Annotated in this window: 12 protein-coding genes and 2 pseudogenes; 11 read left to right on the plus strand and 3 right to left on the minus strand. The window is 59.7% G+C overall.

Annotated features, from left to right (window positions below):
• Positions 1–30: 30 nt before the first annotated feature.
• Positions 31–975 carry a lysophospholipase gene (locus ACKLNA_RS12935; protein ID WP_408986068.1) on the minus strand — a complete coding sequence of 315 codons (945 nt, stop codon included), beginning with the start codon at positions 973–975 and terminating at the stop codon, positions 31–33.
• 249 nt (positions 976–1,224) lie between these two features.
• On the opposite strand from ACKLNA_RS12935, the gene fadD2 reads away from it, so the two are divergent.
• Both fadD2 and fadD1 read left to right on the plus strand, forming a co-directional pair.
• Positions 1,225–2,913, plus strand: a complete 1,689-nt coding sequence (gene fadD2, locus ACKLNA_RS12940) for a long-chain-fatty-acid--CoA ligase FadD2 (protein WP_085709664.1) — start codon at positions 1,225–1,227, stop codon at positions 2,911–2,913.
• A 359-nt stretch (positions 2,914–3,272) separates the two neighbouring features.
• The gene (fadD1, locus tag ACKLNA_RS12945) at positions 3,273–4,970 is read left to right on the plus strand and encodes a long-chain-fatty-acid--CoA ligase FadD1 (protein ID WP_114885024.1); all 1,698 of its coding nucleotides are present in this window, start codon (positions 3,273–3,275) and stop codon (positions 4,968–4,970) included.
• 49 nt (positions 4,971–5,019) lie between these two features.
• Here fadD1 and ACKLNA_RS12950 read toward each other — a convergent pair whose 3' ends face one another.
• Entirely contained in the window at positions 5,020–5,397 is a 378-nt protein-coding gene (locus ACKLNA_RS12950) for a hypothetical protein (RefSeq protein ID WP_007951149.1), read from the minus strand.
• A 198-nt stretch (positions 5,398–5,595) separates the two neighbouring features.
• Here ACKLNA_RS12950 and ACKLNA_RS12955 point away from each other — a divergent pair, with 198 nt between their 5' ends.
• The 3 genes from ACKLNA_RS12955 to def all read left to right on the plus strand — a co-directional run bounded on the left by ACKLNA_RS12955 (position 5,596) and on the right by def (position 7,456).
• Complete coding sequence (locus ACKLNA_RS12955; RefSeq protein ID WP_248742534.1) at positions 5,596–5,787, plus strand: CsbD family protein; 192 nt, start codon at positions 5,596–5,598, stop codon at positions 5,785–5,787.
• A 176-nt stretch (positions 5,788–5,963) separates the two neighbouring features.
• Complete coding sequence (locus tag ACKLNA_RS12960) at positions 5,964–6,914, plus strand: YihY/virulence factor BrkB family protein (protein WP_085709666.1); 951 nt, start codon at positions 5,964–5,966, stop codon at positions 6,912–6,914.
• A gap of 2 nt (positions 6,915–6,916) precedes the next feature.
• On the plus strand, positions 6,917–7,456 hold the full coding sequence (gene def / locus ACKLNA_RS12965; RefSeq protein WP_408986069.1) for a peptide deformylase: 540 nt from the start codon (positions 6,917–6,919) through the stop codon (positions 7,454–7,456).
• Here def and ACKLNA_RS12970 read toward each other — a convergent pair whose 3' ends face one another.
• Positions 7,457–7,876, minus strand: a complete 420-nt coding sequence (locus ACKLNA_RS12970) for a GNAT family N-acetyltransferase (protein ID WP_408986070.1) — start codon at positions 7,874–7,876, stop codon at positions 7,457–7,459. It abuts the gene before it with no gap.
• Positions 7,877–8,202: 326 nt separating this feature from the next.
• Here ACKLNA_RS12970 and ACKLNA_RS12975 point away from each other — a divergent pair, with 326 nt between their 5' ends.
• The 6 genes and pseudogenes from ACKLNA_RS12975 to ACKLNA_RS13000 all read left to right on the plus strand — a co-directional run.
• Positions 8,203–9,144, plus strand: a complete 942-nt coding sequence (locus tag ACKLNA_RS12975; RefSeq protein ID WP_408986071.1) for a fatty acid desaturase — start codon at positions 8,203–8,205, stop codon at positions 9,142–9,144.
• 7 nt (positions 9,145–9,151) lie between these two features.
• A complete protein-coding gene (locus tag ACKLNA_RS12980; protein WP_408986072.1) occupies positions 9,152–9,943 on the plus strand; it encodes a phosphate/phosphite/phosphonate ABC transporter substrate-binding protein in 792 nt (263 codons plus the stop codon).
• Positions 9,944–10,070: 127 nt separating this feature from the next.
• A complete protein-coding gene (locus ACKLNA_RS12985; protein ID WP_408986073.1) occupies positions 10,071–10,616 on the plus strand; it encodes a sigma-70 family RNA polymerase sigma factor in 546 nt (181 codons plus the stop codon).
• Complete coding sequence (locus tag ACKLNA_RS12990; RefSeq protein WP_408986074.1) at positions 10,613–11,626, plus strand: ABC transporter substrate-binding protein; 1,014 nt, start codon at positions 10,613–10,615, stop codon at positions 11,624–11,626. Before ACKLNA_RS12985 ends, ACKLNA_RS12990 begins: the two co-directional genes overlap by 4 nt.
• Positions 11,627–12,144: 518 nt before the next feature.
• Positions 12,145–12,915, plus strand: a pseudogene (locus ACKLNA_RS12995) (PAS domain-containing protein); the annotation flags it as partial.
• Between the two features lie 120 nt (positions 12,916–13,035).
• Positions 13,036–13,464, plus strand: a pseudogene (locus ACKLNA_RS13000) (methyl-accepting chemotaxis protein); the annotation flags it as partial.
• Positions 13,465–13,491: the final 27 nt, after the last annotated feature.

Genomic DNA, 13,491 nt, shown 5'->3' on the forward strand with positions numbered 1-13,491 from the left:
CTGTGACGGATTAAATGAATCCACAAAAAATTATTCGCTGCGGTGCGGACGGGGATGGCTCAGCGCCTGGTCGATCCAGGCCAGCACATCGGCGGTCACTTCGTCGCGGTTGGTCTCATTGAACAATTCGTGCCGGGCCTGCGGGTAGATCTTCAGTTGCAGGTTCTGGCTGCCGGCCGAGCGCAAGGCATTGGCCAGATCAGTCAGACGCTTGCCTTCACTCACCGGATCACATTCGCCGCCAATCACCAGCAGCGGCAAGCCCGGGTCGATCTGGGCGAGATTGGACGCTTTGCTGATTTGCTGCAACCCGCCGAGCAGGTCGATCCATAGCTGGTTGGTGCAGCGAAAGCCGCACAGCGGATCGGAGGCGTACTTGTCGACTTCGGCCGGATCGCGACTCAGCCAGTCAAACGCGGTGCGTGCCGGTTTGAATTTATTGTTGAACGAGCCGAACGACAGCCATTCGATCAGCGCACTGCGTCCCTTGGCGCCCTGGCGCAGTTTTTCGAACCGGGCGATCTGCCGGGCCGCGCGGTACAGCGCCACCGGCTGGAAATTCGAGCCGCTGAGAATCGCGCCGTGCAGGCTGGCGCTGTGATGCAGTAAATAAGCCTGCGCGATGTAGCTGCCCATGCTGTGCCCGAGCAGCACGATCGGCACGCCCGGATGACGCTGGCCGAGGAACTGGTTGAGGCTCGCGAGATCACCGACCACCTTGCACCAGCCATCGTCGTCGGCGAAATGCCCGAGCGTCCCATGATCGGCAGTTTTGCCATGGCCGCGCTGATCGGGCGCATACACACCGTAGCCTTCGGCGCAGAACGATTCGGCCAGTCGCGCGTACCGGCCGCTGTGCTCGGCCATGCCGTGGGCCAGCAGAATCACCGCCTTCAGCGGCGCGTTCGGCAGCCACTGGTTGACGAAGAGGCGGCTGCGGTCACTCGCGTCCAGCCAGAAAGTGTCGTGGATCATGGCGATTCCTTTTGCGGCATGCTTTTGTTGCAGGGAATTGCAGAGATTGCATTGTATAGCGCGTCCGATCAGCTCACGCCACGGCAGGAAGATTCACACGATCAATGAGGACGCTGCCCATATTTGCCTGAATGACCATAGCTGCTAGTGTCCGTGAAGCCCCGCTTTTTGCTTTCGGCTTTTTCAAGGACAAGAGAAAAATGACAGCGAAGCGGCCCCGGATCGGCTCAGGTAAAGAGGACAAGAACAATGCAACCTGATTTCTGGAATGACAAACGCCCGGCGGGCGTACCCCTGGACATCGACGTGGGTGAATTCAAGTCGGTGATCGAGGTGTTCGAGCGTTCCTGCAAGAAATTCGCTGATCGCCCGGCGTTCAGCAACATGGGCGTGACCCTGACCTACGCCGAACTCGAGCGCCAGAGCGCCGCGTTCGCCGGTTACCTGCAAGCCCACACTGATCTGGCGCCGGGGGATCGCATCGCGGTGCAGATGCCCAACGTCCTGCATTATCCGATTGCCGTGTTCGGTGCCTTGCGCGCCGGGCTGATCGTGGTCAACACCAACCCGCTGTACACCGCGCGGGAGATGCGCCACCAGTTCAAGGACTCCGGTGCACGGGCGCTGGTGTATCTGAACATGTTCGGCCAGAAAGTCCAGGAAGTGCTGCCGGACACTGACATCCAGTATCTGATCGAAGCGAAGATGGGCGACCTGATGCCCACCGCCAAGGGCTGGCTGGTCAACACCGTGGTCAGCAAAGTGAAGAAAATGGTCCCGGCGTATTCGCTGCCCCAGGCGATTTCCTTCAAGAGCGCGCTGCGCATGGGCCGGGGCCTGGGCATCAAGCCGCTGAAGGTCGGCCTGGACGACATCGCCGTGCTGCAATACACCGGTGGCACCACCGGCCTGGCCAAGGGGGCGATGCTCACCCACGGCAATCTGGTGGCCAACATGCAACAGGTGCGCGCCTGTCTCGGCCAGTTCGGCAGCGACGGTCAGCCGTTGTTGCGCGAAGGTCAGGAAGTGATGATCGCGCCGCTGCCGCTGTACCACATCTATGCCTTCACCGCGAATTGCATGTGCATGATGGTGTCCGGCAATCACAACGTGCTGATTACCAATCCGCGGGACATCGGTGGCTTCATCAAGGAGCTGAAGAACTGGAAATTCTCGGCACTGCTGGGGCTCAACACCCTGTTCGTCGCGCTGATGGATCATCCGGACTTCAAGACCCTGGATTTCTCCACGCTCAAACTCACCAACTCCGGCGGCACCGCGCTGGTCAAGGCCACTGCCGAGCGCTGGGAGCAACTCACCGGTTGCCGCATCACCGAAGGCTACGGCCTGACCGAAACCTCGCCGGTGGCCTGCACCAACCCGTACGGCGAGCTGTCGCGGATCGGTACGGTCGGCCTGCCGGTGCCGGGCACCCGATTGAAAGTCATCAATGACGACGGTGTCGAACAACCTTTGGGCGAGCGCGGCGAACTGTGCATCAAGGGCCCGCAGATCATGAAGGGCTACTGGCAGAAACCCGAGGCCACCGCCGAGGTGCTGGATGCCGAGGGCTGGTTCAAGTCCGGCGACATTGCGGTGATCGACCCGGACGGTTTTGTGCGCATCGTCGACCGCAAGAAAGACATGATCATCGTCTCCGGTTTCAACGTGTACCCGAACGAAATCGAAGACGTGGTGATGGCCCATCCGAAAGTCGCCAACTGTGCGGTGATCGGTGTGCCGGACGAGCGTTCCGGGGAAGCGGTGAAGCTGTTTGTGGTGGCGCGGGAAACCGGGGTCAGCCTGGAAGAGCTGAAGGCTTACTGCAAAGAGAATTTCACGGCGTACAAGGTGCCGAAACACATCGTGCTGCGTGAGTCGTTGCCGATGACGCCTGTCGGGAAAATCCTGCGCAGAGAGTTACGCGATATCGCCTAAAAGAACTGCGCTTCGCGCAATCGTCGGATCGCCGCCCGGAACAAGCTCGCTCCCACAGGGTTATCGATGATCCTGTGGGAGCGAGCCTGCTCGCGATTTTTTGTTTCAAGACCCCGAAAACCGGGACTTTCAGGGTGTTATAGGATTTTTGCTCTAAAATGACTGCCAGTAGTTCTTGAGTCATGAAAATGACTGTGGGGGCCGCTTTTGGCTCTAGTCGACCCTTGGCAAAGCTGCTACTCTCGGCGCGCTTTGTGACTTCTCGGCCTTGTAAAAAGCCAGACTCACCAATAAACAAACACCAATAATAATCGCATCAAATGCGGTGCTGAATTCGCGTTGCTGAGGAGTGGGCTTCCATGATCGAAGACTTTTGGAAGGATAAGTACCCCGCTGGAATTGCTGCCGACATCAATCCAGACGAGTACCCGAATATTCAGGCAGTGTTGAAGCAATCCTGCCAACGCTTCGCCGACAAACCGGCGTTCAGCAACCTGGGCAAGACCATCACCTACGGTGAACTGTACGAATTGTCCGGTGCGTTTGCCGCTTATCTGCAACAGCATACCGATTTGCAGCCCGGTGATCGAATCGCCGTGCAACTGCCCAACGTGTTGCAGTACCCGGTCGCCGTCTTCGGTGCCATCCGTGCCGGGCTGATCGTGGTCAATACCAACCCGCTGTACACCGCGCGGGAAATGGAACACCAGTTCAATGACTCCGGTGCCAAGGCGCTGGTGTGCCTGGCGAACATGGCGCACCTGGCCGAAGCCGTGGTGCCGAAAACCGGCGTCAAACATGTCATCGTCACCGAAGTCGCCGACCTGCTGCCGCCGCTCAAGCGTCTGCTGATCAACAGCGTCATCAAGTACGTGAAGAAAATGGTTCCGGCCTATCACTTGCCCAAAGCCGTCAAGTTCAACGACGTGCTGAGCAAGGGCCAGGGCCAGCCGGTCGCCGAAGCCAACCCGAACAGCGGCGACGTCGCCGTGCTGCAATACACCGGCGGCACCACCGGCGTGGCCAAGGGCGCGATGCTCACCCATCGCAACCTCGTCGCCAACATGCTGCAGTGCAAGGCGCTGATGGGCTCCAACCTCAATGAAGGTTGCGAAATCCTGATCACCCCGCTGCCGCTGTACCACATTTATGCGTTCACCTTTCATTGCATGGCGATGATGCTGATCGGCAACCACAACATCCTGATCAGCAACCCGCGCGACCTGCCGGCGATGGTCAAGGAACTGTCGAAGTGGAAGTTCAGCGGTTTCGTCGGCCTCAACACGCTGTTCGTGGCCCTGTGCAACAACGAAGGTTTCCGCAAGCTGGATTTCTCGGCACTGAAAGTCACCCTGTCCGGCGGCATGGCCCTGCAACTGGCCGCCGCCGAGCGCTGGAAGGCGGTCACCGGTTGCCCGATCTGCGAAGGCTACGGCATGACCGAAACCAGCCCGGTGGCAACGGTCAACCCGATCCAGAACATCCAGATCGGCACCATTGGCATTCCGGTGCCGTCGACCCTGTGCAAAGTCATCGACGACGCCGGTGTCGAGCAGCCGCTGGGCGAAATCGGCGAGCTGTGCGTCAAGGGGCCGCAAGTGATGAAAGGCTACTGGCAGCGGCAGGAAGCCACCGACGAGATGCTCGACAGCGAAGGCTGGCTGAAAACCGGCGACATCGCGGTGATCCAGCCGGACGGCTACATGCGCATTGTTGATCGCAAGAAGGACATGATCTTGGTCTCCGGTTTCAACGTGTATCCGAACGAGCTGGAAGACGTGCTGGCGACCCTGCCGGGCGTGTTGCAGTGCGCGGCCATCGGCATTCCGGACGAGAAGTCGGGCGAAGCGATCAAGATCTTCATCGTCGCCAAGCCAGGCGTCACGCTGACCAAGGAAACGGTGATGGAGCACATGCGCGCCAACGTCACCGGCTACAAGGTGCCGCGCTCGGTAGAGTTCCGCGATGCGCTGCCGACCACCAACGTCGGCAAGATCCTGCGCCGCGAACTGCGCGACGAAGAACTGAAGAAGATCAAGGCCAAGAGCGCCGCCTAAAACCAAAAAGCCCCGCAGATGCGGGGCTTTTTGTTGAAGCAGGAATCGCTTACTGGCGGAACGGCGCAAAGTTCACATTGGTCCCCGCCGGGCGCATGTCCTGCAGGTACGAGTCCTTGTCGGCGCTCAGTTCCAGGCTCAGGGCTGCCTTGCGCTTGCCTTCGTTGCGGATCACCAGGCCTTCGAGTTTCTCGCGCAGGAACACGGTCGGCACTTTCAGGTGCAGCAGTTCGTCGGTGGCCGGGGTGTGCATCAACAGGTGAATCCACTCGTACTGACCGATGGCCAGACGCGACACCGGCAAGTCGAACCACCAGATGTTGCGGTTGCGGTTCAATTCGGCGAAGTGGCAGTTGTTGGTGCCGAGCACGGCACCGCCCAGTTCCTGGTTGCGACGGGCGATGGCCTGCTTTTTATCGAGTTTCATAACATTCCTGCGGGATCGGTTCTGTGGCGCCTGGCGCCCTTATGGTGGGCATTCTCGGGGCTACGCTCGCAAACATAAAGCGCAACCTGCACGCCGCGACGAAATGAAGCCCTGAAAATAAATGAAACTTGGCGCAAACCGGGTCAGTCAATCATTACGTACTGACTTTTCCCCTTCAATGCACCAAGGAGAAACACCATGAGTAGCACAGGCGATAAAGTAAAAGGCATGGCCAACGAAGCGGTCGGCAACATCAAGCAAGGCGTCGGTAAAGCCACCGACAACACCAAGCTGCAAGCCGAAGGCAAACTGCAAGAGAAGAAAGGCGAGGCCCAGCAAGCGGTGGGCAAAGCCAAGGACGCGATCAAGAAAGGCGTCGACAAGGCTTGATCCAGCCTTGAACGAAACACCGAAGCGGCCATCCAAGGATGGCCGTTTTTGTGTGTCGTTCACATGCAGTCACGGATCACAGTGTTTCAGAGTCGCCAAGTAGGCTACTTTGATGAGAGAAAACGGCCCCTGAGTCGCCACGACTTCAACCTGTTTTGCGGCGAAAGGAGACGCGAATGATTTTCCCCGACATGAAAGGCCTGCCCCTGCACCGGGTCATCGTGCGTACCGTCACCGAGTTCATGGAAGACGAGATGTCGACCTATGCCTCGGCACTGGCCTACCAGATGCTGTTCTCGTTGTTCCCGTTCATTCTGTTCCTGATTGCCCTGATCGGTTTCCTGCACCTGCCGGACTTCTTCTCCTGGCTGCGCCTGCAATCGGAGCTGGTGTTGCCGCCCCAGGCGCTGGAGCAGGTCAACCCGGTGATCGACCAGTTGCAGCAATCCAAGGGCGGCCTGCTTTCCGTGGGTATCGTCATCGCTCTGTACACCGCGTCCGCCGGCGTGCGCCTGATGATGAGCGCGATGAACGCTGCCTACGACGTGGTCGAGGGCCGGCCGATCTGGAAGCGCTTCCCGCTGTCGATTTTCTACACCGTCGGCATCGCCGGCATGCTGCTGGCCGCTGCCGCACTCATGGTGCTGGGGCCGCAGGTGATGGGCTGGATTGCCGGGCAGTTCGGGCTGGAAGATTTCATCGTCACGGTGTGGACCATCGCCCGCTGGCCGGTGATCGTGATCCTGATGATGGTCGCCGTCGCGTTGATCTACTACGTGATGCCCGACGTCAAACAGGAGTTCCGTTTCATTACCCCGGGCTCGGTGCTGGCGGTGGTGGTGTGGATTGTCGCGTCCCTGGGGTTTGCGTTCTACGTCAAGACGTTCGCCAACTACAACGCCATGTATGGCAGCATCGGTGCGATCATCGTGCTGTTGCTGTATTTCTACATTTCCGCCGCGGTGCTGTTGCTGGGGGCGGAGATGAATGCGGTGATCGAACACATGTCCAGCGAGGGCAAGGACCCGGGCGAGAAAGTCCCCGGCGAACTCGATGAACATCCCAAACAACACGTTTCCGGCCTGGGGCGCGATCAGTCGCTCAAACCGAACACAGACGAAGCCTGATCATGATCCGTGAAATCCTGAAGATGGGCGACGAGCGCCTGCTGCGCATTGCCCCGCCGGTGCCCGCCGAGATGCTCGACAGCCCGGAGTTGTGGCAACTGATCGACGACATGTTCCAGACCATGGAATGCGTCGGCGGTGTCGGCTTGGCCGCGCCGCAGATCGGCGTCGACCTGCAACTGGTGATCTTCGGCTTCGAGCACAGCGAGCGTTACCCGGACGCCGAAGCCGTGCCGCAGACGATCCTGATCAACCCGCTGATCACGCCGCTCAGCCCGCTGATGGAAGAGGGCTTCGAAGGCTGCCTGTCGGTGCCCGGCCTGCGCGGCGCGGTGGATCGTTATCAGCAGATCCGCTACGAAGGCGTCGACCCCAAAGGGCAACCGATCGTACGTGTGGCTTCGGGGTTCCATGCGCGGGTGGTGCAGCATGAATGCGATCACCTGATCGGGCGCCTGTACCCGTCGCGCATCACCGATTTCAGCAAGTTCGGTTTTACCGAAGTGATGTTCCCGGATCTCGATCCCAACGCTGACGATTGATCAGCCAGTGCGCGGCGCCAGCTCCATGGCAATCATCGGCTTGCTCCGCGCATAACGGCTCAGGCGCTCGGCCATGGCCTGGGGCAGGGCGGGGTCGAAGGTGAAGCCGCGTCGCTCGTAGAATTCACGCAGGTCCGGGTGGCAGAACAGCCACACCGGCGCCTCCACATCTTTCACCGCCGCCGCGATCAACTGCGCGGCAATGCCTTGTTCGCGACAGGCCGGATCAACGAACAACCCGGTCAGCCAATGCCCGCCGAACACCGGCCGCAGGCACAGCGCAGCCACGATTTCCTCGCGCCGCGCCACCCACAATTGCGCCTCGCGCACCGCTTTCATTGACGATTGATGCTGGCGGTAGAACTTGTTCATCAAGGGCCAGGACAGGTCGTCGAGCTGGCTGTAGCGGGTGTCGGTCATGAATCGGACTGCCGGTGCAAAAGTCGCGGATTATAAAACAACGTACTCGCCGGGATAGGTGTATACCTGATCTCACATCCCCTCTGAGTGGAGTACGCATCATGTCCAAAGGTATGGATTCGAAGAAAGCCGCGAAGAAGAAACCGGCCAAGACCGCCATCGAGAAGCGCCATGAGAAAAGGGCGAAAAAAGTCGACATTTTTGGCCATTGATACCGTTCCTCGGGAGCCCGCTTTTCGGGCTCCTTTCTTCTCTGCAAAAAATAATCTGCAAGATTTCCCGCTGGTGTTGCACAGAACGAACAGACCTTCGTTCCGAGCCACGCCATGCCCCACTATTTCGACGATGCCCATCGCCAACAGATCGAAACCCTGCGTCAACGCTTCACCGCCCGCACCGACTGGCCGACCTGGCTGCTGCTGATCGGCGTGTACGGCGGTTGGTTCGCGATTGTGCTGGGCAGCGAATGGCTCGGCCTCTGGTGGACCACGTTGCTGCTGATTCCGTTGCTGGTGCTCTGGCTGTCGGTGCAGCACGAATTGCTTCACGGTCATCCGACGCGCTGGATCTTCGTCAACAAAGTCCTCGGCTATGCGCCGTTCGCTGTGTGGTATCCGTACACCCTCTATCGCGACAGCCATCTGCGGCACCATCGCGACGAAGACCTGACGATCCCTGGCCTCGACCCCGAAAGCCGCTACCTGAGCGCCGAACGCTGGCAGGGCAGTTCGCTGTTCGAACGCAGCCTGCACTGGCTGAACAAGACCGTGCTCGGCCGATTCATCCTCGGCGCGCCGCTGGCGTTGCTGGCGCTGGCCGGTGAAGAACTGCAACGCCTGAAAAACGGTGAACGCCAGGCCTGGCTGATGTGGCTGACCCACGGTGCCCTGACTGTGCTGATGCTGGTGTTCATCGACCGCTACAGCGAATTGCCGGTCTGGCATTACCTGCTGCTGATCAGCATCCCTGCGCTGTCGATTGCGATGGTCCGCTCTTACTATGAACACCGGCCGCACACACAACCGGAGCAACGCACGGTGCTCAACGAAGCCGGATGGCCGTGGCGCTGGCTGTTCCTGAACCTGAATTTCCATCTGGTGCACCACGATTTGCCGAAGCTGGCGTGGTACGACTTGCCCAAGGCCTACCGCATGCGCCGGGAGCAATGGATCGAACGCAGCGGCGGATTTCTGGTGCAGGGCTATGGGCAATTGTGGCGTCGGCACGGCATCAAGCCGATCGACAGCCCGCAGCATCCATTCATTTGAGGCCACCATGACATCAGGTTACGCAGAGCTGTTGATGTACATCGCCCCCGAGCCGATCCGCGCGGCGAACGAACAGTGGCTGGCGCGGATTCTCGATCACCTGGGCCATTCGCGGCTCAGTGCCGAAGGCTTGTCGCTGCCGGAACTCTGGCTGTCGCCGCAGTTGCTGCTGACCCAGACCTGCGGCTATCCGCTGATAACCGCGTTGCGCGGGCAGGTCAGGCTTGCCGGCCGTCCGCTCTACGAATTGCCGGACGCCACGGCCGGCAATCATTGCAGCCTGATCCTTGCCCGCACCGATGATCCGCGCCGCAGTCTGGCGGAGTTCTTCGACAGTCGCGGGGTGATCAACAGCGAAGACTCCAACAGCGGCATGAACCTGTTGCGCCAGCGCCTGGCAACGTTGCAGCGGGACGGGCGGTTTTTCGCTTCGGTCGACCTCAGTGGCGGTCATCGCGAGAGTCTGCGCTGGTTGCGCGAAGACCTTGCTGATCTGGCGGCCATCGATAGCGTGACCTTTGCGTACCTGGCGCAGCACGCTGCTGAAGAGGTCAGCGGCTTGCGGGTGGTGTCGCGCAGTGCGTTCAGCCCGACCTTGCCCTTCATCACCGCTGCCGGCACGACGGACCGGCAGATCGAGCAACTGCGCCGGGCCATGAACCGCAGCCTGCAAGACTTGCCGGATGTGGCCCGTGTCCTCGGTTTGCCCGAAGTCCTGCCAGCCAGCGAAAGCGATTATCTCGTCCTGCTGGATTACCAGCGCGAGGCCGAAGAGCTGGGTTATGGCCCCTTGCGCTAGCGGCCTCGATTAATTCACTAATGGAATATAAAAATTCTTTTTAAGTATTTTTAACGCATAAGGCACCTTGCTAGGATCGCGCCACCGGACGACCGGACATTCAGCGACCCTTGACCAAGGAGCCCCCATGTCCGGCGCCGACCCATCCCATCGCAATCATGTGAACACGTTGTTTCGCGACCATTACCAGTGGTTGTGCGCACGCCTGCGCCGGCAATCGAATGATGCAGCCAGCGCCGAAGACATTGCCGCCGAAACCTTCGCGCAACTGCTCGAAGCACCGGGCCTGACCGCCATCCGCGAACCCCGCGCCTTGCTTACCACCATCGCCCAACGCCTGCTGTATGAACTCTGGCGGCGGGGTGATCTGGAGCGTCGGCATCTGCAACAACTGCAGCAGAGTGACCTCAATCACGGGCCATCTCCCGAAGAACTCGCCGACCTGTCGCAGAGCCTCAAGCATCTGGACCGGTCGCTCCAGCGCCTGCCGGGCAAGGTGCGCTCGACCTTTCTGCTGGCGCGCATCGATGGCCTGACCTACCCGCAAATCGCCGCCGAACTGGGTATCTCCCAGCGTTCGGTGAGCATGTACATGACCCGTTCCCAGGCCCTGTGCAACCGCCACAGCGCCAACCAAACCCTGATTTCCTCCCAGAACAAGAGGTCCGCATGAGATCGATCAAAACCCTGCTCGGCAGTTCGCTGCTGGCCCTGACCCTGACGGCCGGCCACGTTGTCGCTGCGGAATCAAAAGCGCCGATCCACTTCGGTGACATCACCTGGGAAAGCGGCAGTTTCATCACCGAAGTGCTGCGCCTGATCGTCGAAAAAGGCTACGGCTACCCGACCGACACACTGCCGGGCAGCACCGTCAGCCTCGAAGCGGCGCTGGCAAAAAACGACATTCAAGTGATCGGCGAAGAGTGGGCCGGACGCAGTCCGGCGTGGGTCAAGGCCGCTGCCGAAGGCAAGGTATTCGGCCTCGGTGATACGGTGAAGGGCGCCACCGAAGGCTGGTGGGTGCCGGAGTACGTGATCAAGGGCGACCCCGAGCGTGGGATCAAACCGCTGGCGCCGGAGCTGAAATCCGTGGCCGACCTGCCGCGCTACAAGGATGTGTTCAAGGATCCGGAAGATCCGAGCCGCGGGCGCTTCCTCAACAGCCCGACCGGCTGGACCTCGGAAATCGTCAACAGCCAGAAGCTCAAGGCCTATGCGTTGAACGACAGCTTCGTCAACTTCCGCACCGGTTCCGGCGCGGCGCTGGATGCCGAGGTGGCGTCGTCGATCAAGCGCGGCAAGCCGGTGCTGTTCTACTACTGTTCGCCGACGCCGCTGCTCGGTCGCTTCAAACTGGTGAAGCTGGAGGAGCCGCCGTTCGACGCCGAAGCCTGGAAAACCCTGGCCGACGCCAACAACCCCAACCCGAAAGGCACCCGTTCGATGCCGGCAAGCCTGGCGATTGGCGTGTCTGCACCGTTCAAGGCGCAGTACCCGGAACTGGTGACGTTCTTTGAGAAAGTCGATTTGCCGATCGATCTGCTGAACCAGACCCTGGCCGGGATGAGCGAAAAGCGCCAGCAGCCACGCCAGGTGGCCGAAGCGTTTCTGCGTGACCAGCCGCAAGTCTGGAAACCGTGGGTACCGGGTGAAGTGGCGAATAAAGTCAGCGCAAGTCTGTAGTTCTTTTCCGATTATTGTGTCGTTTCAAAAGTTGCCATTGCGAGTCGGTCGCAATGGCAACAAACATCCCGCCCGCTGAACCGATTCTTGTCTGTTTTTTGCCCAATCTCGCCGTGGTACTGGCCGACTAGTGGCCTTGCGCAAGGCTTTGCGCTGTCTATGCTCACACGTAACTAACTATGTCGACCGCCATCCAAAGCGCCTCGACGGCAATCGGTTAGCCGAGAACAAAGCTGCCAGAGTGCGCAACCCAAGGCACCGACACTTAACCGGCAAGGAGCATGTTTTTTAAATGGAAGTTCTTCTACACGTTAGGAATGGCCCGTTCGCGGGCTATCAAGAGAAGGATGTCTTGATTAGAGCGTCGCTGCATGGACTCTTTGATTAATCATCGTTTATCACCTGACAACTTCCTCCCGTGGAGGAATGCGTGTGCCTGTTCTGTGGAACGTAGTGGTGGATTCTGAAAGACCTGAACTTTCATCAAATCAAAAGACCGCGCTCAAGGTGATAGAGACATGTTCAACCTACATCACAAGGCTGACCTGCAGGAAATCGAACGCTTCAGTTGTGCCCTGACCGAAGCCAATGCCAAGCTGGAGGCGATCAGCCGTTCGATGGCAATGATCGAATTCACCCCCGACGGCATCGTGCTGGATGCCAATGACAACTTCTGCAAGACCATGGGCTACAGTGCCGAGGAAGTACGGGGCAAACATCACCGGATCTTTTGTGAAGAAGAGTTTTACCGTAGCGAGGAATACGCCAAGTTGTGGCGTGATCTGGCCCGAGGCGAACCGCTCAGCGGGACATTCCTGCGCCTGAACAAGCGTGGTCAGGAGATCTGGCTGGAAGCGAGTTACATGCCCGTGTACGGCCCGGACAAACAGGTTCGAAGTGTGATCAAAGTGGCGTCGGACATTACCGCGCGAGTAAACAAGGAAAAAGAAGAGGAAAGCATGCTCGCCGCCATCAGCCGTTCGATGGCGGTGATCGAGTTCACCCCGGAAGGCAATGTGATCTCGGCCAACGACAACTTCCTCAAGACCATGCAGTACTCGCTCAACGAAATCGTCGGCCATCACCACAGTCTGTTCTGTCACCGTGCCGAAGCCGAGTCGGCGCAATACAAGGCGTTCTGGGCCTCGCTCAATCGCGGCGAATATCACTCGCACCGCTTCGAGCGCAAGAACAAGTCCGGACAAACCGTTTACCTCGAAGCCTCGTACAACCCGTTGTTCGACGCCAAGGGCCGCTTGTACAAAGTGGTGAAGTTCGCCAGCGACATCACCCATCAGATGACGACCTTGCAGACCGCTGCGGAATCGGCCCACAGCACCTCGGTACAAAACGACGCCTGCGCGCAAAAAGGCTCACAGGTCGTGCAGCAAACGGTGCAGATCATTCAGGACATTTCCCGCGACCTCAACGAAGCGGCGCTGAGCATCGATGCGGTCAGCAAGCAGTCGGACATCATCGGCACCATCGTCCAGACCATTCGCGGAATTGCCGACCAGACCAACCTGCTGGCGCTCAACGCGGCCATCGAAGCGGCGCGGGCGGGTGAGCACGGACGTGGTTTTGCGGTGGTGGCGGATGAGGTGCGCAGCCTCGCGGCGCGGACCAGTCAGGCGACCCTGGAGATTGTCGATGTGGTGCGCAAGAACCACGAGTTGTCATTGAGTGCGGTGTCGAGCATGCAGTCGAGTCTGAGCCGCACCGGGCTCGGGGTGGAACTGGCGAACGAGGCGGGGGACGCGATCCGCGAGATTCAGCAGGGCTCGCGGCATGTGGTGGATGCGATCAGTCAGTTCAACGAGACGTTGCAGTTGAACTGACGGTTTCACGGCTGAAAAAAAAGGATC

The organism is Pseudomonas sp. UV AK001, assembly GCF_046097675.1.
GTDB lineage: Bacteria > Pseudomonadota > Gammaproteobacteria > Pseudomonadales > Pseudomonadaceae > Aquipseudomonas > Aquipseudomonas kribbensis.

Coding starts and splice junctions, on each gene's coding strand:
- ACKLNA_RS12935 (WP_408986068.1), bottom strand. CDS start 975: ATGATCCACGACACTTTCTGGCTGGACGCGAGTGACCGCAGCCGCCTC.
- fadD2 (WP_085709664.1), top strand. CDS start 1,225: ATGCAACCTGATTTCTGGAATGACAAACGCCCGGCGGGCGTACCCCTG.
- fadD1 (WP_114885024.1), top strand. CDS start 3,273: ATGATCGAAGACTTTTGGAAGGATAAGTACCCCGCTGGAATTGCTGCC.
- ACKLNA_RS12950 (WP_007951149.1), bottom strand. CDS start 5,397: ATGAAACTCGATAAAAAGCAGGCCATCGCCCGTCGCAACCAGGAACTG.
- ACKLNA_RS12955 (WP_248742534.1), top strand. CDS start 5,596: ATGAGTAGCACAGGCGATAAAGTAAAAGGCATGGCCAACGAAGCGGTC.
- ACKLNA_RS12960 (WP_085709666.1), top strand. CDS start 5,964: ATGATTTTCCCCGACATGAAAGGCCTGCCCCTGCACCGGGTCATCGTG.
- def (WP_408986069.1), top strand. CDS start 6,917: ATGATCCGTGAAATCCTGAAGATGGGCGACGAGCGCCTGCTGCGCATT.
- ACKLNA_RS12970 (WP_408986070.1), bottom strand. CDS start 7,876: ATGACCGACACCCGCTACAGCCAGCTCGACGACCTGTCCTGGCCCTTG.
- ACKLNA_RS12975 (WP_408986071.1), top strand. CDS start 8,203: ATGCCCCACTATTTCGACGATGCCCATCGCCAACAGATCGAAACCCTG.
- ACKLNA_RS12980 (WP_408986072.1), top strand. CDS start 9,152: ATGACATCAGGTTACGCAGAGCTGTTGATGTACATCGCCCCCGAGCCG.
- ACKLNA_RS12985 (WP_408986073.1), top strand. CDS start 10,071: ATGTCCGGCGCCGACCCATCCCATCGCAATCATGTGAACACGTTGTTT.
- ACKLNA_RS12990 (WP_408986074.1), top strand. CDS start 10,613: ATGAGATCGATCAAAACCCTGCTCGGCAGTTCGCTGCTGGCCCTGACC.